Origin of the sequence: Mesorhizobium sp. M0833 (genome assembly GCF_040319905.1) — a bacterium.
Lineage (GTDB): Bacteria > Pseudomonadota > Alphaproteobacteria > Rhizobiales > Rhizobiaceae > Mesorhizobium.
The window spans coordinates 115,973-135,710 of record NZ_JAMYOQ010000016.1 but is presented as its reverse complement, the minus strand read 5'-3'; the positions used below and the strand labels follow the sequence as shown (position 1 = coordinate 135,710).

16 protein-coding genes and 1 pseudogene are annotated in these 19,738 nt (G+C 60.2%); 8 read left to right on the top strand and 9 right to left on the bottom strand.

Annotated elements, in window-relative coordinates; genetic code table 11:
* Positions 1-41: 41 nt before the first annotated feature.
* From NKH98_RS19395 to NKH98_RS19370, 6 genes are all read left to right on the top strand, one after another.
* Positions 42-764 carry a nucleotidyltransferase family protein gene (locus tag NKH98_RS19395; protein ID WP_023675619.1) on the top strand — a complete coding sequence of 241 codons (723 nt, stop codon included), beginning with the start codon at positions 42-44 and terminating at the stop codon, positions 762-764.
* 47 nt (positions 765-811) lie between these two features.
* A complete protein-coding gene (locus NKH98_RS19390) occupies positions 812-1,948 on the top strand; it encodes a DegT/DnrJ/EryC1/StrS family aminotransferase (RefSeq protein ID WP_352900693.1) in 1,137 nt (378 codons plus the stop codon).
* On the top strand, positions 1,945-2,619 hold the full coding sequence (locus NKH98_RS19385; protein ID WP_352900691.1) for a sugar transferase: 675 nt from the start codon (positions 1,945-1,947) through the stop codon (positions 2,617-2,619). The genes NKH98_RS19390 and NKH98_RS19385 overlap by 4 nt, the downstream gene beginning before the upstream one ends.
* Positions 2,620-2,693: 74 nt before the next feature.
* Positions 2,694-3,698: an SDR family NAD(P)-dependent oxidoreductase gene (locus tag NKH98_RS19380; RefSeq protein WP_352480477.1), complete on the top strand. Its 1,005-nt coding sequence runs from the start codon at positions 2,694-2,696 to the stop codon at positions 3,696-3,698.
* Complete coding sequence (locus NKH98_RS19375; protein WP_352507235.1) at positions 3,695-4,969, top strand: hypothetical protein; 1,275 nt, start codon at positions 3,695-3,697, stop codon at positions 4,967-4,969. Before NKH98_RS19380 ends, NKH98_RS19375 begins: the two co-directional genes overlap by 4 nt.
* The gene (locus tag NKH98_RS19370) at positions 4,956-6,218 is read left to right on the top strand and encodes a polysaccharide biosynthesis/export family protein (RefSeq protein ID WP_352900716.1); all 1,263 of its coding nucleotides are present in this window, start codon (positions 4,956-4,958) and stop codon (positions 6,216-6,218) included. The genes NKH98_RS19375 and NKH98_RS19370 overlap by 14 nt, the downstream gene beginning before the upstream one ends.
* Before the next feature lie 37 nt (positions 6,219-6,255).
* On the opposite strand, the gene NKH98_RS19365 is transcribed toward NKH98_RS19370, so the two are convergent.
* Positions 6,256-7,554 carry an HlyD family type I secretion periplasmic adaptor subunit gene (locus NKH98_RS19365; protein WP_352900689.1) on the bottom strand — a complete coding sequence of 433 codons (1,299 nt, stop codon included), beginning with the start codon at positions 7,552-7,554 and terminating at the stop codon, positions 6,256-6,258.
* 242 nt (positions 7,555-7,796) lie between these two features.
* Positions 7,797-9,548, bottom strand: a complete 1,752-nt coding sequence (locus NKH98_RS19360) for a type I secretion system permease/ATPase (RefSeq protein ID WP_352900686.1) — start codon at positions 9,546-9,548, stop codon at positions 7,797-7,799.
* A gap of 406 nt (positions 9,549-9,954) precedes the next feature.
* Here NKH98_RS19360 and NKH98_RS19355 point away from each other — a divergent pair, with 406 nt between their 5' ends.
* Complete coding sequence (locus NKH98_RS19355; protein ID WP_352802995.1) at positions 9,955-10,647, top strand: N5-glutamine methyltransferase family protein; 693 nt, start codon at positions 9,955-9,957, stop codon at positions 10,645-10,647.
* 85 nt (positions 10,648-10,732) lie between these two features.
* Here NKH98_RS19355 and NKH98_RS19350 read toward each other — a convergent pair whose 3' ends face one another.
* The 7 genes and pseudogenes from NKH98_RS19350 to NKH98_RS19320 all read right to left on the bottom strand — a co-directional run.
* Complete coding sequence (locus NKH98_RS19350; RefSeq protein ID WP_254819389.1) at positions 10,733-10,999, bottom strand: acyl carrier protein; 267 nt, start codon at positions 10,997-10,999, stop codon at positions 10,733-10,735.
* A 56-nt stretch (positions 11,000-11,055) separates the two neighbouring features.
* Positions 11,056-12,612 (bottom strand): class I adenylate-forming enzyme family protein, encoded by a 1,557-nt coding sequence (locus NKH98_RS19345; RefSeq protein ID WP_352737313.1) that lies wholly within the window; start codon positions 12,610-12,612, stop codon positions 11,056-11,058.
* A complete protein-coding gene (asnB, locus tag NKH98_RS19340; protein ID WP_352900683.1) occupies positions 12,609-14,630 on the bottom strand; it encodes an asparagine synthase (glutamine-hydrolyzing) in 2,022 nt (673 codons plus the stop codon). Before asnB ends, NKH98_RS19345 begins: the two co-directional genes overlap by 4 nt.
* 3 nt (positions 14,631-14,633) lie before the next feature.
* Positions 14,634-15,617, bottom strand: a complete 984-nt coding sequence (nadE, locus tag NKH98_RS19335) for an NAD(+) synthase (protein WP_352651128.1) — start codon at positions 15,615-15,617, stop codon at positions 14,634-14,636.
* A complete protein-coding gene (locus NKH98_RS19330) occupies positions 15,614-18,352 on the bottom strand; it encodes an AMP-binding protein (RefSeq protein WP_502894277.1) in 2,739 nt (912 codons plus the stop codon). The genes nadE and NKH98_RS19330 overlap by 4 nt, the downstream gene beginning before the upstream one ends.
* A gap of 260 nt (positions 18,353-18,612) precedes the next feature.
* Entirely contained in the window at positions 18,613-18,861 is a 249-nt protein-coding gene (locus tag NKH98_RS19325; RefSeq protein WP_352803004.1) for a hypothetical protein, read from the bottom strand.
* A gap of 261 nt (positions 18,862-19,122) precedes the next feature.
* Positions 19,123-19,434, bottom strand: a pseudogene (locus tag NKH98_RS19320) (proline iminopeptidase-family hydrolase); the annotation flags it as partial.
* On the opposite strand from NKH98_RS19320, the gene NKH98_RS19315 reads away from it, so the two are divergent.
* Positions 19,315-19,665 carry an oligopeptide/dipeptide ABC transporter ATP-binding protein gene (locus NKH98_RS19315; protein WP_352900678.1) on the top strand — a complete coding sequence of 117 codons (351 nt, stop codon included), beginning with the start codon at positions 19,315-19,317 and terminating at the stop codon, positions 19,663-19,665. The pseudogene NKH98_RS19320 and the gene NKH98_RS19315 sit on opposite strands and share 120 nt — an antisense overlap.
* Positions 19,666-19,738 lie beyond the last annotated feature (73 nt).

Below are 19,738 nucleotides of genomic sequence, written 5' to 3'. Positions count from 1 at the left end.
TGACGATAGCGTTCAGGCCGAATGAACAAGGGAGGACCAGGATGAAAGCGGTGATTCAATGTGGAGGAATGGGAACACGCCTCCGCCCCTTCACTTCGGTCTTGCCGAAGCCGCTCATGCCGATCGGCGCACGGCCGGTTCTCGAGATGCTTCTGAAATGGTTGCGACGCAACGGTATTCAGGAAGTCTATATTACAACCGGGTATCTCGGCCACTTGATCCGCACCGTGTGTGGAGATGGCTCGCAGTGGAATCTGAAGATTCGATATACGCAGGAGATGGAGCCGCTTGGCACCATCGGGCCACTGTCTTTGATCAGGGATGAACTGACGGAGCCGTTTATCGTTCTCAATGGCGACGTCCTTACGGATCTAAGCCTCAGTCGATTTGTAGCAGCGCACCGTAAGCACACCGATCCGGTGACGATCGCAACAGCCTGTCGTCTGATCAAGATGGATTTCGGCGTCATCGACGAAGTCGACAATACCGTGCAGGTCTTTCGCGAGAAGCCGACCCTCTCGCATCTGGTCAGCATGGGAATTTACTGCATGAACCCGGACGTTCTGCAGTTTATCCCATCCGGCATACCCTTTGGGTTCGACGACCTGATGCTGCAGATGATGCAGAACGGCACAACCGTGCACGTGTACAAGCATGAGGGTCTCTGGCTCGATATCGGGCGCGTCGACGACTTCCAGAACGCACAGACCATTTCCTGGGAAGACCAGTCGGCCTCGATCGAGGTCACCGCGACGGCTGCATGATGAAGTCACGAGCTCGGTTCCCACAATTATCAGTCTAGGAGGTTGTGATGCTCTTGGTCAGTGCCCCGATCCTGGGTGTGCCGGAAAAGACTGCTTTGACCAAGGTCATCGACAGCGGCTGGCTGACAATGGGGGAGCAGGTACGAGCCTTCGAACAAGCTTTTGCCGACGTCCATGGTGCGGAGGATTGCGTCGCGGTCGGTTCTTGTACGGCAGCGCTTCATCTCATTTTGCACGCACTTGGCATCGGACCGGGCGACGAGGTGCTGGTGCCATCCTTGACTTTCGTGGCGACCGCAAATGCGGTCCTCTATGTCGGTGCGACGCCGGTCTTCGTCGACATCGAGTCAGCCGACGTGCCGCTGATGTCGATCGTGGAAGCCGAAGCGAAATGCACGGCCCGCACCAAGGCAATCATTCTCGTCCATTTCGCCGGCTATCTCGCCGATCAGGAACAATGGCAGAGGTTCGCCCGTGCCCGGGGGCTGCATATCGTCGAGGACGCGGCGCATGCGCCGGGCTTGAAGGAGGTGGGGACATTTGGTGCCGCGGCCGCCTTCAGCTTCTACGGCAACAAGAACATGACCACGGCGGAAGGCGGGGCTGTGATCGCCAGGGATGCCGGTCTGCTCGAGACAATCCGCCAGGCGCGTGGACATGGGATGACCACCGGGACACGTCAAAGGCTGAACAGCCGCACCCCTCAGTATGATGTCACCATGCTCGGATTCAACTATCGCATGGATGAATTGCGGGCTGCGATCGGACTCGTCCAGCTGCAAAATTTGCAGGAGTGGAATGAGATCAGGCGTATCCTGGTCATGCTGTATCGCCGTCTCATAGCCAAGCATTGTCCGGCCGTGACCATCCCGTTCCACGAGCCGCGGACGTCGGCCTACCACATCATGCCTATCCTTTTGCCACGTTACGCCGACAGGCAAGACGTCATCGACGCACTGCGCGCGCAAGGGATACAAACCACTATCCACTACCCGCCGGTGCACCAGATGACGCTCTATCGTGAGCTTATCCCCGATACTCATTTGCCGCGCACCGAAGATTTCGCGCAGCGCGAGCTGACGGTACCGCTGCATCCGCAGGTCACGGCACCTTTGGTCGAAACGGTGGTTGTCGCTCTTGCCGCAGCGGTTAGCGGTTGCGCTCAGACAGGAACAGCCGCATGAATGCCCTGGACCTAGCCATTCACCGGCCTAACGTCTCAAGTGCCGCCCATGGGAATGTGAGACGAGCAATTGATCTCGTCATTGCTGCGGCCGCGGCGATCGTCTTTGCTCCGCTGATGTTGCTGATTGCCGTGGCGCTGCTGCTGGAAGGCGGTCGGCCCATCTTCTTTACGCAGACCCGCGTCGGGGCCGGTGCTCGCCCATTCCGCATGTACAAGTTCCGCAAGTTCAGCGTAAAATGCGATCCCGGTGGCTTGGCGCTGACCATGGCCGATGACAGCCGCATGACGCCGGTAGGACGGTTCCTCGCCGTCACCAAGTTCGACGAGCTGCCGCAGCTTTGGAACGTCTTCAGGGGCGAGATGGCAATCGTCGGGCCGCGCCCGGAGAGCCTTGTCTTCGCCGATTGTTTTCGCGGGGGCTTCGAGGGTATTTTACAATACAAGCCAGGCTTGCTTGGTCCAGCCCAGGTTCTCTTCCGGAATGAAGCGCATTTTTATCCGCGATCCGTGGACCCGTTACTGTTCTACCGTGAGGTCTTGTTTCCGGCCAAAGCCAGGCTTGACCTTTCCTATTATCCGCAACGCACGATCGTCTCCGATGTCGTCTGGATGGTGCGCGGCCTGCTGGCGGTGCTTGGCGTCGTTTCGCCGCCGCCGATCGAAACTTGAGAGCAGGTGGGACATCGGCGCTCTCGTGGATTTGCAAAGTCAGTGCCTCACGTCATAGGGGGAACGCTTGGGTCATGGCATACAAGGGCAGGAAAGTTCTGGTTACGGGTGCCGATGGGTTCATCGGTTCGCATCTCACCGAGGCGCTCGTCCGCAGCGGTGCCGACGTCACCGCGGTGGCTCTCTACAATTCCTTCGACAGCCACGGCTGGCTGGACGATTTACCGGACACTATACGAAGCCAGTTGAACCTCATCCGCGGCGATGTTCGCGACAGCGCGTTCGTTAATCGGATCGTGCGCGGCCAGGCGGTCGTGTTTCATCTCGCCGCACTGATCGCTATCCCGTATTCGTATGCCGCCGCCCAGTCCTATGTGGAAACCAACATCCTGGGCACGGTCAACGTCCTCGAAGCGGCGCGCCAATGGGAGACAGAGCGTGTGGTGCACACCTCGACAAGCGAGGTTTATGGCACCGCGCTGACAATGCCTATCAGCGAGTCCCACCCATTGCAGGGACAGTCACCGTATTCGGCATCCAAGATCGGTGCGGACATGATGGCGGAGTCCTACGCCAGATCGTTCGACATTCCCGTGGTTATCATGCGGCCCTTCAATACGTACGGCCCACGCCAAAGTGAGCGGGCCATCGTACCGACCATCATACGTCAGGCTCTCGATAAAAAATGCCCTGCGATCATGGTGGGAGACACAAGCCCGATCCGCGACCTTACTTTCGTGGAAGACACCGCGGCGGCGTTTTTGACCGCAGGTTCGGCCGAGCTCGAATTTGGCCATGCCTACAACGCCGGAAGCCAGCGCGCTGTGACGATCTCGGACATATTGGATCTGGTGATCGAGTTGAGTGGCTGCAAGAAACCAATTCACCGCGACGAGCGCCGGCTGCGGCCGCAGAATTCCGAGGTGCGTGCCTTGCTGGCCGATTCTTCGCTCCTCGAAAGCAAGACTGGATGGCGCGCCCAGACCAGCCTGCGCGAAGGCTTGGAGCGGACCATCGGATGGTGGCAAGGGCGCCTCAGCGAAGGCCGGGTGCGACACGAAATGGGCTACATGACATGACCTTTCGCCCGCGTGGGTTGGCTCCGCTGTTGATTGCGGCTGCCTTGTCGTTGGATTTGTCCACGGCCAGCGGCCGGCAAGACAGCGCGCCGACACAGTTTGTCGCGCCAGTGATGATGGATCTGCCCGATTATCTCCAACCCGCGACGGATCCAGCCTTCGGGACAGTTTTCATGCGCATCACCAAGCCTGGCGCTCTTGGCAATGGCGTCGTATGCGAGAAGAAATTTTGCAGCCACCGTTATTCCAGCTCCCAGGCGTGGAATTCAGACCAGAGCCTCCTCGTCATCACCAACGGCTGCAATGGCATGTGCTTTTTCGACGGGCACACCTATGTCCCGCTTTTCCGTCGCGCTCGATCGGCTGAATGCGAATGGCATCCGCAAAATCCCGATCTGATGATTTGCGTTCAGGACCGGAAAATTTCGACCTGGGCGCCACGGACCAATCGCGAAGACGTGCTGTTCGTGTCGCCGAATTACCATGATCTTCAGTTCGGTCCGTCCAAAGGCAATCCTAGCCGCGACGGCGATCGCATAGCAGTGCGCGCGATCCGTGGGGATGGTGCGATGGTTGCCTTTGCCTATGATCTCAAGCAGCGCCGGAAATTTCCTGACATCGATCTTGCCCAGCTTGCCGGAACGGTCAGCGCCTGCTCGATCTCCCCGCTGGGAGCGAACATCCTGTGCTTTCAGAACGTGAACGAAGACACAGAACAGCGAGCTATTTTCTCCGTCGACGGGACGTTGCGGCAGAGGTGGACGGACCATCATCGGCCCGGCCATGGCGATATGACGGTCGATGATGACGGTAGCGAAGTTTTCGTGGGCATCAGCAAATCCGACCCTGACAAATATCACGTCATCAAAAGGAGACTGATTGACGGGAAGGTCACCTCGCTTATGAAATTTGGCGAAGCGGAGCATGCGTCCGCGCGGGCACTGGACAGGAGCGGCTGGGTGTTCGTGAGCTATGGCGGCAATCCCGATGAGATATCTGCCAATCGCGACTGGGCGCCATATGCGCGAGAGGTGATCGCGCTGCGCCTCGACGGCAGCGGTGAGGTTCGACGAGTCACGCAAACCCACAACGTCCCGTCCGACTATTGGAGCGAAACCCATGCCTCGCCGTCCCCCGACGGCTCACAGGTGATCTGGTCGAGCAACTGGGGCGTGCCTGGCGGGCCAGTCTACGAATTCATCACCCGTCTCGATTGGCCGGAAGAGTCGCGGTCGAACCAGAAGGAGATTGCCGCCAATGGTCCTCGTTAATCGAATCCTTCTTGTCGTGCTCGGCATGCTAGCCGCGATGGAAACGGCCGCTGCGGCGGAAGCACGGGTTCCTTATCGACTTTCCGCCGGCGATACCGTCGAGATAGGAATTGCCTCCATCTCTGAGCGAACGCAACGTGCGGTGGTCCAGATGGACGGCACGATCGCGCTTCCCGAAGTCGGGATGGTTTCGGTTGGCGGCCTGACTCCGGCCGAACTGCAGACACGCATGCAGACGATCTTGCCAACCAAGATATTCCACCAGCGGCTGCCTGACGGGCGGGAGCAAATGATCGTCATCAAGCCGACAGACGTGACCGCCGTGGTTGCAGAGTACAGGCCGATCTATGTGACTGGCGACGTGCTCACTCCCGGACAGCAGGCCTATCGCCCGCTGATGACCGTGCGGCAGGCGATTGCCGTGTCAGGTGGCTTCAGCCTTTTGCGGTCCCGGGCAAACCAGGTTGGCCCCGATCCGGTGGATCTGCGGCGCGATTATGAGTCGCTTTGGGGGGAATACACGAGAGACTATTTTCACAGCGCCCGTCTCCGCGCCGAACTTCAGGGTAAGTCGACTTTCGACATGCAGCCACCACAAGGGTCGCCCTTGTCGGCAGGTTTTGCGTCGGCGATCGCGCAGGCCGAAGCAGAAGGGCTGAAGCTCTCGTTGGACAATTTCCAGAAAGAGCAGAGCTTTCTCGATAAAAGTGGCAAGGATGCTGCAGCACAAACCGAGACCTTGCTCGAGCGCGAGCGGGCCGAAGCGGATGGGGTGAAGGCGGACGAAGACGAACTGGCGCGCGTAAGGAAAGCGTTTGAGTCGGGAAATCTAACCAATACCCGGCTCGCCGACGTCCGGCGCGCTTTGGTGCTCTCTTCCAGCCGGGCACTCGAAACCTCGGTTGAACTTATGAGAGCACGACGTCAGCAGGACGATTTTGCCAGACAGCGCGAACGCAATGACAACCAAAGAAGGATCGGTCTGCTGACCGAGCTGAAGGATACCAACGTGCGCCTTGCCGACGTCAGCGCAAGACTTCGCGCCGCCAGCCAGAAGTTGCAGCCCTCGGGAGCGGCCGCCCTGCCGTTGCCGGTTGCCGGCGAAAGGATCCAGGCCGAGGTCACGATCGTTCGCAAGCTCGGCGAAGAATGGCGGAAACAGCTTGTCCAAGAAGACACCGAGGTCATGCCGGGAGACACGATCGAGGTCAGGTTCAGCAGCGCTCTCGAAAACGCGGCGACCCGATGAACCCGCCGGGCTGCCGGTTGAGAGTGTGGCAGCCCCCTTACTGCCTGAAGGCCCTGGAGAACTGGTCGGTAAGAGGCTTCATCAAGTAGGACCAGACACTGCGCTCGTCGGTTCTTATGTGGACTTCGGCGGGCATGCCGGGTTTGAGTATTTTCTCTCCAGTCAGGCAGGTCGCTTCATTCTCGACGTCGATGCGAGCCGAAAAATAGGAAAGCTGGTGTTGCTGATCCTTGATCAGATCTGCTGAGACGCGCTTGACCGAGCCTTCGCAAGCAGGTGTGGTGCCGGCGTCGAACGCCGGAAAGCGGATCGACACCTGCTGTCCGGGATGAATCTCATCGATACGCGACGGAGGAATGGAAGCGTCGACAACAAGGTTGTCGGAATCGGGCACAATCATCATGAGCACCTCTCCGGCACCAATTACGCCTCCGACGGTGTGGACCGAGGATTCTTGTACCGTGCCCGACTGCGGGGCACGAATGTCTGTCCTGCCGAGTTCGTCTTCGGCCACCACCTTGCGCTCACTGAGTTCGGTCTGCTTGGCTTCCGTTTCGCGAAGTTCGTTGGTCACGTCGCTCCGCATTTGTTCGTCGAGCTGAAGCACCTGCAGGTCCGTTTCACTGATGTGAGCCTGTACCTCCGCTATCGCCGCGACAAGGCGTCCCGATTCGCCGCGAGTCCGGGTCTTCTCCAGGCTGACATTGCTCAACCTCTCCTTGGACACCAACTTCTTTGCGTAGAGAGATTCGACATCTGCAAGGTTCTTGGTCAGCAGATCCAGAGACTCGTCGGTCGCAGACTGCTGGGATTTGAGGCCATCGATCTGACGTTCCAGCTGCTTCGCGCGGCTTTGCAATTGTGCTTTCTGGCCAGCCAGCGCCGCAGCACGGCTTTCAAACAAGGCACGCTCGCCACTGACAAGTGCCGCCACTTGCGGGTCACCCATTTGAGCGCGAAGGTCGGGCGGGATCTGCATTTCCGGCAGACCCTGGCGCTCGGCCTCCAGTCGGGCCAGACGAATGGTGGCGCGATTGAGGTCCTCGGTAATTATCTGCAGGTTTGCTCGGGTCAAGGTGTTGTCCAGCCTGACCAACACGTCGCCGGCCTTCACATGATCGCCGTCCTGCGCGAAGATTCCGCCGATGGTGCCGCCGGTTTGATGCTGCACTTTTTTTATGTTGCTTTCGACCACCACAGTCGCAGGCGCAATCACCGCGCCGGCAATCTTGGTCAATCCCAACCAGAGCCCTCCGCCAAAGACCAACAGCAAGCTGGTTGCCAGGCCCAGGAGCAGATTGGCCCGAATGCCATCCGGATCTGGCTTCGTCCCCAACGAACGGCTCTCGCCACCGGCGGCGACGTATGACGACACGGTAACAGTGGAGCGATACCTCGCATATGCTCGGCCGCACCTTTGCGCGGCGGAATGACAATTTGTTGCCAGGCTCCGGACCAGATTACTCCAGAGTAGATTGGCTCGGATGCCATCCGACTCCGGCTTCGCCCCGGTCGGCCGGCCTTCGCCGCCAACCGCAGCATATGACGACATGGTCACGTTAGACACTAAGCAATACCTCACGCATGCCCGCTTGCACCGTGCTGCAGCGGAACGACAATGTTTGGCTTGTCCGGACGCGGGAAGGGCCGGACCACATTTGCCAGAACGTCTTCGCGCGAGCCGAACGAATGGAGCATCCCGTTCGACAGGACGAGTACCTGATCGATGTTGACGAGAGCGGAGGGGCGATGCGCAACGACGATCACGATACCGCCGCGCTGACGCACAGCCAGGATTGCGCCGGCCAAAGCAGCATCGCCGTCTGCGTCCAGATTGGAATTTGGTTCGTCAAGAACGACGAGGAAGGGATCGCCGTAAAGTGCCCTGGCAAGCCCGACGAGCTGCCTCTGCCCAGCCGAAAGGGCCGCGCCGCCTTCTCCGATGCGTGTTTGAAAACCCTGCGGAAGACGCATGATCATCTTGTCCACGCCCGCAGCCTTGGCAGCTGCCAGCACGCCTTTTGCGTCGCTTTTGCCACCGAACCTCGAAATGTTATCGGCGATCGTCCCGTCGAACAGCTCAACGTCCTGTGGCAGGTAGCCAATATGAATGCCGAGCAGTTCTGAGTTCCACTGATCGAGCGAGGCGCCGTCCAATCTTACCGTGCCACGAAGCGGCTTCCACGCCCCGACCAAAGCGCGCACGAGCGTGGTCTTGCCGGAGCCGCTCGGGCCGACGACCGCCAACCCTGCGCCTCTTGCCAAGCGGAAGCTTACATTGAAGATGGTTGGCTTCTGCAGGCTTGGTGGCGCGACAGTCAAATCTTCGACCGCAAGCTCCGCCTTCGGGCGCGGCAGTTCCATTGTCTCTTGCTGGCTGGCAAAGGCATCCAGCGCTGCCGCCAGCTCGGAATAGCTCTTGCGGGTTGCCAGAAACCCTCTCCAGTTTGCGATGGCCACATCGACCGGCGCTAGTGAGCGGCCCAGCAAAATGGACGATGCTATGATCACGCCGGGCGAGGCCTCGCCCCCGATCACAAGGTAGGCACCAAGCCCCAGCACACATGATTGCAAGGCCATTCGGAGCGTCTTCGACAGTGAGCTCGCTGCGCCGACGACGTCCGAAAGCCGTTCCTGGTTCTTCAGATAAAGATGACTGACCTCGTTCCAGCGCCGGCTAAGCGGAGCAGACAGGCCCATCGCCTGAACGACCTCTGCATTGCGGCGGCCGGAATCGGCCAGCAGCCGCTGCGCGACGAGTGTTTCAGATGCACGAGCCGCAGGTTTGCGGCCGATGATCTCGGCAACCACCGTCAAAAAAACAACGGCGCATGCACCGAGCGTTGCCAGCACGCCAAGGGCGGGGTGCAGCAGATAGATGACCACCATATAAAATGGTATCCAGGGAGCATCGAATAAGACCGTCGGCCCCAGCCCGGAAAGAAAGCCACGTAGCTGGTCCAGATCACGAAGCGGGTGTATCCGGTTCGCATCCGGCCCGGCGACGAGGGGCAGGGAAAGCGAGGCTGCAAACGCCTTTTGCTGCAGATTTTTATGCAGGCGGCTGCCGATGCGGACCAACAGGCGAAGCCTCACGAAATCGAGGAGCCCATAGGCCGCGTAAAGTCCCAGCATCCCGACGGTAAATCCGACAAGAGTCGGCACGCTCTGCGAAGGCAGCACGCGGTCGTAGACCTGGAGCATGTAGACGGAGCCGGTCAAGGCGAGGATATTTATCAATGCGGAGAAAACGCCTACGCCGACGAGGCCGTGCACACAGCCGAACATTGCGGAGCGTAGATCGAGCGAGCGCTCTTTGGTCGACTTCATGATGCGCGCTCGTTGACGCGAAATTGCCGCGCAATCTCGTCGATTCTTTCGATGAGGGACAAACTTTAACCTTCCGGGAAGCAGCAGCTCCGCCCCGCTGCTGGAACATTACGAATTGCTTACATATGTGCCTTCTTTGATTAAAATGTAGCAAAATCGTGACGCCAGGCTGAGAATTCGGCAACTGGCTCGCCAGCCTGGGGATAACCGGCTCGAGTAAGGAGATATTCCTAATCATGACACGGCGCAGAAGCTTATGGTCATCTTTGTAGCATCAGGGCTTCAAAGCGTCTGAGGCGGGATTGGGTTTTGATTTTGTCGATCGAGAGTTAAGCGGTTTTAAGATACACTTTATCGGTGCGCCATTGTCGGCCACCAACGCCGGGTAAAACGGGAGGCGAGTGTCGTGAGCGAAGAGATCAATGTCGCCGATGCCTATGGCAGGGGCCGCAGCACCTTCATGGGACTGCAGCTGCTCGTCTCGCCCGGTGCGCTTGTTCCTCGACCGGAAACGGAACTGCTCGGCAACGCCGCTCTCGATGTTCTGAGCCAACTGAACTTGCCGGTACCTCGCGTTGTCGACATGTGCTGTGGGGCGGGCAATCTGGCGTGCGCCATCGCGCACCACGCCCCCACCGCGCGCGTGTGGGCAAGCGATCTTACCGACGGATGCGTGCAGGTCGCGCGCCGCAACGTCATCCATCTTGATTTGGAGGAGCGGGTAACGGTGCTTCAGGGCGACTTGTTCAGCGCCTTCTCCGGCCTGGAGCTTGACGGCACGATCGATGTGGTCGTTTGCAACCCGCCCTACATTTCGGAAAAACGGCTCGAGGGCGACCGTTCGCACCTGGTCGAACTCGAGCCGCGTGAAGCATTCGCAGCCGGCCCCTACGGCCTGAGCATCCACATGCGGGTGCTGAAGGAGGCGCCGCGTTATTTGCGGCGCGGAGGCATCCTGCTTTTCGAGGTCGGCCTTGGCCAGGACCGGCAGGTCATGAGTTTGCTCGAGCGTTCCAAGGTCTATGAGAGTATCCGGTCAGTCACCAATCCAGCCGGCGAGGGCCGGGTGGTTGTGGCACATACAAAGGCGCAGGCATAAGCGCCACAGTCGCGGCAGGCTTCAGACGCGCTGTCGCGGCTTAAAACAGCCGGGGATTTGAAACAGAGCTGCGGGCTTTCGGCAATCAGTTTCTCTTGCGCATAACGTATCGCGCAATTCCCTGGATGGAATCGAGGTTCTCGGGCAGCAGCTCGCTGTCTTCGACCGTGATGCCGAAGGTCTCCTCGATGAAGCCGATAACCTCGAGCACCCCCGTCGAGTCCACGATGCCCTGGTCGAGAAGCGAGGTGTCGCTCTCCAGGCTGTCCGGATCGGCTATATAGAAATTCGAGGCCAGGAAAGCGCGAATTTGTTCACTGAAGGTATCGGTTCTATCCTTGGTAGATAACATTGATTTCGCCTCCGGTACAAAAGATGAATGCTGATCAACTTCGCTCTGGTGCCGACTCATGACAGGGCCGTTTTTTTGAGTTTGCCCGTGTCGGTCATCGGCAGACTGGGTACGATGACGATGGACTTCGGAACCATGAAGTTTTCCAGCCGTCTCTGGCACTCTTTCTGCAACTGCTTTTCGCCGAGCATGCTTCCCTTCTCCATCACGACAAACGCCTTCACTGCTTGCCCGAGCAGCTCGTCCGGAACGCCGATGACCGCGGCTTCCCGTACGCCGGCAATGTTCATCAACGCGTTTTCCACCTCCTTCGGCGCTATCTTCTCTCCGCGCGATTTTATGATCTCGTCGCCGCGACCGACAAAGTAGAGATAGCCCTCGGCGTCCATCCGGCAGTAGTCGCCGGTGTACAGGACCTGCTCACCCGGCAGCGGTCCGGGTTTGAGCTTTCTGGCTGTCGCCTCCGGCTTGCCCCAATAGCCCTTCATCACCGTCGCTCCGCGGATGACGAGCTGACCAACGACGCCGGGTCCGACCCGCCTGTCATGCTCGTCGACAATCCACATTTCCGTGTTGGGGATGGCGATCCCGACGCTCAACGGCTTTCGCTCAAGATCGTCCGGCGGCAGGTAGGTGCAGCGCTTGCATTCGGTAAGGCCGTACATCGAATAGATACGGGCGCCAGAAAACAGCTCCTGCAGCAGGAGAATGTGCTTGAGCGGCAGGGCGGCCGCAGTGTTGGTGACATAGCGAATGCTCGAAAAATCCTGATCCCTCAGAGACTTGAGCTCCCCGAGTGCGGCAAAGATGGTCGGTACGCCGGGAAAGCCCGTCACCCTTTCTTGCTTGATCAGCCCAAGGATCTGCGCCGGGAAGGCGAACGAACGCTCAAGCACCAGCCGGGCGCCCGCGCCGAACGCCATGATCATCTGGTAAAGACCGTAGTCGAAGGCGAGCGGCAGGACATTGAGGATCACCTCGTCTTCGGCAAGCGCCAGGTATGAGGAAATCGAGGCGCATGCGGCGATCATGTTTCGATGCGTCAGCATCACGCCCTTGGGCTCGCCCGTCGAGCCGGACGTATAAATGATCGCAGCGAGATCGATGTCGATGCAGCGGCGCGCGGGCGGCGTGCTGCGGGCTGCCGCGACCGCAGTATCCCAGCGCACAGCATGCGGCAGTTCTTGCAAGTCGTTGCGTTCGATCGGCCCGGAGACGATCATGCGGCGCAACGATGGGCAATTCCGCGCCGGGTCCCTGAAAATCGAGTGCAGGTGTTTGTCGGTGATCAGTGCCGTCGGGCGGCAGTCGTTGAGCAAATAATCGAGCTTGTCACTTTTGGTGAGCGGATTGACGATGCACACCACGGCGTTGGCCTTGAGCACCGCCCAGAAAGCGACGACGGCCTCGACAGTGTTGTCGGCGAAGATCACCACTCGATCGCCACGCGCAATTCCAGCCTCGGTCAAATGGTGCGCTACGGCGTTCGAGCGCATGTCGAGATCGCCATAGGTGACACGTTGATTGCCGCACACCAGGGCCACCTTGGCGCCGAACCGGCTGGCAGAGTTGGTGAGATAGTCGTGCAGGAGGGGTACGGCGCCATGCATCATGCGAGCACCTCTTCACGATGCTCGCGGTCGATATCGATGCTGAGCTTGAGCGTGCGAGCCCCACTTGGACGGCTCGCGATAAATTGCCGATGGAGAAGCTGTGTCGACAGCACTCCGACCAGCGCCATATTGTCGGAGTTGGACAGGTCGCCGCCGCCGGCGCTGGCTTGGCACTTGCTCAGGAGCCGGGTAACCGATTTGGGATCGAAGACGTTCGCTTCGCGCAGCGCCGCCTCCGAAAGTGCTTCGCGAATGTAGGCCGGAGCGCCATCTGCGACGAAGCAAAGCGCGTTGGGGGCCCGGTAAGGCTGTTTCTTGCGGGTGACGATTTCCGAGGGCACGATCGGTTGCGCCACACGTTTCAGCACATGCTTTTCGTCGAGCACGCGCAGCTTGTAGGCGGCCGGAAGCGAATTCGCGAGCCTCACGAGTTCATGGTCGAGGAACGGGAAGCGCCCCTCGACGGAATGAGCCATGAGCATCCTGTCCCCTTGTGAGGACAGCAGGTAGCCCGACATCAGCGTCTGGATCTCGATATACTGGTCCTGCGCAAGAGAGCCCCATCGCGAAAACTCCGACGGCAGGCGGGCAAGCAGCTCGGACACGGCGTTATGGCGCTCCGTTTGGGCGCGCATGTCTGCCGAAAACAGCCGCTTGATGGCGCTTGTGGTACGCCAGCGCGTGCCATGCGCAAAACCAGGCGCGTCACAGGCGTGGATGTCGCGCCCGAAGAACTGGCGTGCCATCGCTTGCTGCTGTACCGGCGAGCGGCTGAGATAAGGATAGAGGCGCTCCAGCAAACGGGAGCGTCGCTTCGAGGCGGGCTGGCGTCCCCAGAAGCGGCGGACCTTGCCTTCGCGGAACAAATCGTAGCCGGCGAACATTTCGTCGGCCCCTTCGCCGGTCAGCACGACCTTGATGCCATGCTGGCGCACCAGTCTCGAGAGCAGGAACAGCGGCGCCGGCGCGGTTCTTAGGATTGGCCGCTCGGCATGGTAGATCACCTCAGGGAAGATGCCAGCGATATCGCTGCGCGAAACAACCACCTCATGATGGTCGCTGCCGGCCACGCCGGCAACCAGGCGCTGGAAATGCGTCTCATCATATTCGGCGTCGGCAAAACGCAGCGAGAAAGTCTGGAAGCGCTCGCCCGCGAAGCGTCTCCCCAGCGTGGCGACCAGTGAGCTGTCGAGCCCGCCGGACAAATAGCAGCCAACCGGCACGTCGGCGCGTACTATCCTGAGCGCCGTCGCGGCCTCCAGGGCGCTGCGCACTTCCTCCACCGCGTCATCAAGCGAGCCGCTGAATTCATCATCGCCAGGCCCGTCAACCTCTGGATAGGCAGGCTTCCAAAAAGCCCGCTCGCGAACGACGCCGCGGTCATAAATGCGGACATGCCCAGGCGTGAGTTCGCTTACTCCTCCAAACACGCCTTGTGGCGGCGCGACAGTCCAAAGAGTAAAAGTCTGATCGATGCCGGCTGGATCGAACGCGCGGGGTATGTCGGCATCGGCCGCGAAAATGGCCTTCACCTCGCTGGCGAAGTAAAGCCGTCCGCCATGCTCGCAAAAGTGCAGCGGGCAGATGCCGAACCGATCCCGAGACAGGACGAGACGACCAGCCACGGAGTCCCAGATGGCGACTGCCCACTGCCCATTCATTCGCTCGAAGGCGGCCTCGCCCCAGGCATGATAGGCATGGACGATGACCTCGGTGTCGCTGCGTGTGCGGAAGCGATAACCGAGCGCGACCAGGTCTTGTCGCAGCTCGACGTAATTGAAGATTTCGCCGTTGAAGACGATCCACATCGTGTCGCCCGCGCCGGCGAGTGGCTGCTGGCCGCTCGCGAGATCGATGACGGATAGGCGGGCATGCGCCAATCCCGCACGTCTGTCCCGGTAGAGGCCACGCTCGTCCGGGCCGCGATGCGCCAGCGCGCCCACCATGCGCATCAGCGCATCCCGGGAAGGGGGAGCCGCGGCGCCGCTCAGCGACACAATTCCGGCGATGCCGCACATCGCCTAGCCCTCGCCCATTGAAGAGGACACCAACGGCCGCGCGTGAAGATAACGTGCGGCGCGCCGCTTGCTGTCGATATCCTTGAAGACTTTCTGGACCTGCGCCACGGTGAGGCCGGTTGCCTCAGCGACCTCTTCGTTGGCTATCCCGTGGTTCAAGCCGTAGAGGCACAGATCCATCAAATAATAAGGCAGCGCGAAGTAGAACTCCTCCTGACTCTGCGGCATCGAGAAGGTGTCCGTGGTGGGCGGTCTTCGCCGGACCTCTTCCTCCACTCCAAGATATTCGGCCAATTGATAGACCTGGGTCTTGTAGAGGTGGACGATTGGCATCAGGTCGGCAATTCCGTCGCCTTGCTTGACGAAGAAGCCCTGGTCGTACTCCAGGCGGTTCGGCGTGCCCGCCACCGCGTAGTTGAGGCGGTCGGCATGGTAGTATTCGGTCATCTTGCGCAGGCGCTGCTTGTAATTGGTTGCCGCGACGATCTGCAGATAGGCTGCCGACGGCAGACGCACCGTGTCGGTCCTGCCCTCGGGATCCTGAACCGTGAGGCGCGTGATGTTGAGACCGTTGCTCTCGAGAACCGAGGCGAGCACCAGCTTGCATTTCCAGCCGTCCCCATATTCGGGAACGACAGTCTTGATTGCTTCGGTCTGTCGTCTGTAGGCGCCGATCGCTTCGAGGGCCGGCGTTATATCCTCCAGGACCGTATCGATACCAAGCTGCGCGGCGACGGTGCGGCCGAGCCTTAGCGAGTCGCCGGAGGAATGGCGCTCCGGCATGAATATCCCGAGGACCTTGTCTTTTCCAAAGGCGCGAACACACAACGCCGCGACGACTGAGCTGTCGATGCCGCCTGAGAGGCCGACAACCACCCCTCGACGTCGCAGGGTGCCAAAGACCTGCTGGCGCAAGATCTGGACGATGCGATCGACTTCCGCGCCAGCGTCGAGCACCAGGGCGTCTTTGCCGAATGTTGAGATCAGGTCGATGGCTTGTACTCCAGTTTGCGAGACTCGGTTGGCGAATAGGTTTGCGCCACCGCTTTCTCGATAAGGGGACGGTTGGTGGCGAGGTGAGGCTCTATGACCAGGTCGATATGGGTGCCGACGATCGGAATCACGTCCAGATGGGCGAAAACGCGATCCCAGCCGATGGCCAGAGTCATTCCGGGTCGAGCACAGCGAAACAGGGTGCCGGTGATCGGCAGCGCCGGCTTCGGCTCTGTCAGCCACTGGAAGAAAGCCCGTGCCCGCAAAACCTCCTGCAGTTCCAGTTTGGTTCTAAAGCTCGTCGCATTGAATTGTCCCTGAGCGTAGCGATCGAGAAACCGGACCAGTTGCGCCTCTCGCCGCATTTTCACGGCGACTTTCGCGAGGGCGCGGCAAGCCATCCGGGAAGCGGATACGCGGTTGGTCCGGATTCGATTGAATGTGCGCGTAAACGTCTCCAAGTAGGCGCTTCGCTCGCCGATGAGGCTGGTGTCGAGGATGCCGAGGAACTTTACAGTTCGCCCCGCGGCCAGCAGCCGCGCCGCAACTTCGAAAGCAACAGCCCCGCCGAGCGAATGGCCAAGAAGTCGTATGTTACCCGAAGGTTGAGTGCGGCGGATCTGCTCGACGGCGGCATCGGCCATGTCGGCGAGGCTGTTTTGCCCGCGCAGTATCAGAGCCAGGGCCGGATACCTGATCGGGGCAACGCGGGTGACCTTGCCCATCGCTGCTGCAAAGGCAGCAAGGCTCGGGCCATAGCCGACCGACCCCGGGAACAGAAAAAGAATGGGAGGGTCGTGCTTCTCGGCGCGCGCGCTTTGGTCGCCTGCCTGTGCAGACACGACCGCCTTGACCATTTCGTCCAGGCTCATCCCGACGGTGAAGGCCTCAAGACCGAGTTCCTGCCCGATAGCGCTTTCGATTTCCATGACGCAGTGCAGCAGCTTCAGTGAATCTCCTCCGGCGTCATCCCAGCGCCCTGCCGCCACCCGCGTATTAAGAATGCTGGTCCATGCCCGCTGGACGACCTGCTGCGCCGTCAGCTTGCCTCGCGGCTCGAGCGGACGCTCGATCGCTGCCGTCTCTCTGGCTGAAAGATCCATGTCTGCAAGTGTCGTGATGTCGACTTTGCCGCTCGGCAGACGCGGCATCTCGGCGATCGTGTGCAACCGCAGGGGACGCAGCGGTGGCGGCAGATTGGACCTGACAAGCTGGCGAAGCTCGTCTGAAAAGGCCGCTTCGGCCGAGCGCCGAGGAACAACAAAGGCGACAAGCTCATTCGCCGCAGCCACGATTGCCACAGCATCCGCAACAGAGGGTGCGCAACGCAGCACCCGTTCGAGTTCGGCTGGCTCGACGCGTCGACCATTGATCTTTACCTGGCGCCCCTTGCGACCGACGATGTGCAGTAGGCCTTGGTCATCAAGTCGAACGAGGTCACCCGTCGCAAAAATCCGAAGGCTTGGATCGTCCGGGTCTGATGTTGCCTGCACAACCGCCCCGTCCTCCCAATGGCCAAGCAAGACATAGGGGCTCCTGATCAGAAGCTCTCCGCGGTGGCCCGGTTGAACGCGGCGGCCCGCTTTGTCGACAATTGCAAAGGTGATGCCAGGCAGTAGCCAGCCAACTGGAACCGAATCTCCATGCTCCGGCCAGTCTCGCGGCAGGAACCATTGCGAGCCCGTGGTCTCGGTCGACGAGTAACCGATCTGGATGAGGCACGTATCGGAGACGGCCTTGCGCAGCAGGGCGATGTCGCTCCACGGCACCTTCTCGCCACCGATCCGAGCGACTCTGAGTGAATGAAACGCTTCCGCAGGTCCGTCTGCCATGAGCGCGCGAAGCAGTGCCGGCACCAGATAGGTGATTGTCACGCCCGCGGATCGCACCAGACGTTGCACGGCGCGCAAGCCGACCGCTTCGACTTCGACCAGATGCAAGGTGGCGCCGGTGAGGAGAGCCGCAAGAATCTCCCGGCACCCGGCGATTGTGGCGGGTCCGGTCAATGGCAGGAAAACATCATCCGAGTTTATGTGGCATGCATCGACATATTGCTGGACCCGGCACAGCAAGCTGCGCTGGCTGTTAACGATGCCTTTGGGCCGGCCCGTGCTTCCTGACGTATAAAGCACGATGGCGGGCGCATCGACCGAGGCGGAATAAGACTGAGGCACTTGCCCACCCTGCGAGGCCGCACTGGTCGACACATCGATCCAACTGACCCGGTGAGGCAAACCGTCGGGTCGGACATTGCCCTCGCCCAGAATAGCTGAGAGTCGCGCCCCGGCCACGATTTCAAGAATCCGCGAACCAGGATCTCGTGCGTTGAGCGGCACCGAAGGGCGCCCAGCCGCCATGCTTGCCAGCATGGCGATGGGATACCAGGCTGAGTTGGCCTGAAGAATCCCTATCGCCTGTCCATCTGGGACGGCCGCCGCGATCTGGCAGGACAGCGTCTCGACTGACCGGAGAAGCTGGGAATAGGTCAGACGATTGGCGCCGTCGCTGATCGCAAGCTTGTCGGGGTACTGACGGACGATATTTCTCAGGTGCTCGAAGGCCGCAATGTTGGTGAAATCGGCACCCAATCTTTGAAATAGGCGCAGTACGGGACCACCCTGATCCAGTGCGTATTGTGGGACACTTGACCAATTATCGGAGGTCGTTGTCTGACAATCCACCGCTAGATCCTGATCCGCGACTTCTGATCCCAAATATGCCGAAGACATGAGTTGCCTACGCTAAGATTAGGGTCACTTATCGCCCCCCGCCCCGATCTTTTCATCGATCATTCTGATGATGCCCTTCGCCTGTTTCGCAAGCCGCGGACCGAGCCAATCATGCCGAGCTCGCTGGCTGCCGTGGTGCGCATGACACGGCAAGCACTGGCGTTTGTGCCAAGTTGGCAACACCTGCTGGACACATGCCAAGGCGGGATCGAAGACCAAGGCGGGTTGAAGACGGAATTTCCGCTACGCAGGCATATTGCCTATTCTGTGTTTCTCCCGGGCGATACAGGCGATGCTTCGGTGTCGGAATAGCTGCCGGGGACGAAACAATATGCATAGATCTGTCCCCGATTTTCGTCGGTCACGCGAATCCAATCCTTTTCCCACGTTCGGAAGGTAATACGCCCGCCCGTCATCATAGCTGCGGCTCTGAACGGACTCGGCGCGTTGACAACGCGCACCGATATAACATCGTCGCCGTCCATACGCTCGACGAGATACGTCTGCATGAAAGCCTCCCCATGCCCCGCTAGATCACCCGCACTTTAACGACGGCTAATCAATTCGGTTGCAACGTGTTTTGCGAAACTTGGAGGCGATAGTTTCCATACCCACCGGCGCCGGGGGTCCCTCCCACTCCGTATCCGTCAGATTTTTCAGCGACGGGAAGCCAGTACAGGTGAAGGCAGGCTGATTCGGGCCATGCCGGCCTTCATGACCACTGCGCCGTGTCGACGATCCGTTGGAGCAGAAGGCCGGATGCTGGAACGTCAATCGTGTTTGGCCAGGAAGCGCCCGACGGCGGTGAGGCCGTCGTGCTTTTCCTCGACATGCGGCATGTGGCTGGAATTCGGGAAGACCAGGCCTTCGACGTAGGGAATAAGATCCAGAAAGGGCTGGACGCAGGCCTCGGTCGCTTCGTCGTAGAAGCCGCGGAAAACCAGGGTCGGCGTCTCGATCCGATGCAGGCGGTCGACGATGGTCCAGTCCCGCATCGTGCCGATGACGTGGAACTCATTGGGACCGTTCATGGTGTGATAGACGGTCGGATCTTCCTCGATTGCCGCAAATGTCCGGGCGACCATTACACCGCGGCGCTGCGTTCCGCCGTGCCGATACCCGGCATCGACCGGGCGCGGCGCGGCCGGCTGGTGCTCAAGGGTGACCTGCCCAGCCCGATGAACCCACCCTCGGGGTGCCGGTTCCACGCCCGTTGCCCAGCTGCCACCCCGATCTGCCGCAGCGAGCGCCCGCTTCTCCAAAGCATTGGCGAGGGCCGCCTGGTCGCGTGCCATCATCCAGCCGACGGTTGACGAGGGGAATTCTCGTTCAACGATATCCGGACCGTCAGCCGTAATTGTTGCTTCGGCGAGAATAGAGGCCGAT

Coding starts and splice junctions, on each gene's coding strand:
- NKH98_RS19370 (WP_352900716.1), top strand. CDS start 4,956: ATGGTCCTCGTTAATCGAATCCTTCTTGTCGTGCTCGGCATGCTAGCC.
- NKH98_RS19390 (WP_352900693.1), top strand. CDS start 812: ATGCTCTTGGTCAGTGCCCCGATCCTGGGTGTGCCGGAAAAGACTGCT.
- NKH98_RS19360 (WP_352900686.1), bottom strand. CDS start 9,548: ATGAAGTCGACCAAAGAGCGCTCGCTCGATCTACGCTCCGCAATGTTC.
- NKH98_RS19385 (WP_352900691.1), top strand. CDS start 1,945: ATGAATGCCCTGGACCTAGCCATTCACCGGCCTAACGTCTCAAGTGCC.
- asnB (WP_352900683.1), bottom strand. CDS start 14,630: ATGTGCGGCATCGCCGGAATTGTGTCGCTGAGCGGCGCCGCGGCTCCC.
- NKH98_RS19375 (WP_352507235.1), top strand. CDS start 3,695: ATGACCTTTCGCCCGCGTGGGTTGGCTCCGCTGTTGATTGCGGCTGCC.
- NKH98_RS19345 (WP_352737313.1), bottom strand. CDS start 12,612: ATGATGCATGGCGCCGTACCCCTCCTGCACGACTATCTCACCAACTCT.
- NKH98_RS19325 (WP_352803004.1), bottom strand. CDS start 18,861: ATGCAGACGTATCTCGTCGAGCGTATGGACGGCGACGATGTTATATCG.
- NKH98_RS19395 (WP_023675619.1), top strand. CDS start 42: ATGAAAGCGGTGATTCAATGTGGAGGAATGGGAACACGCCTCCGCCCC.
- NKH98_RS19380 (WP_352480477.1), top strand. CDS start 2,694: ATGGCATACAAGGGCAGGAAAGTTCTGGTTACGGGTGCCGATGGGTTC.
- NKH98_RS19330 (WP_502894277.1), bottom strand. CDS start 18,352: ATGTCTTCGGCATATTTGGGATCAGAAGTCGCGGATCAGGATCTAGCG.
- NKH98_RS19350 (WP_254819389.1), bottom strand. CDS start 10,999: ATGTTATCTACCAAGGATAGAACCGATACCTTCAGTGAACAAATTCGC.
- NKH98_RS19315 (WP_352900678.1), top strand. CDS start 19,315: ATGCAGGCGGTCGACGATGGTCCAGTCCCGCATCGTGCCGATGACGTG.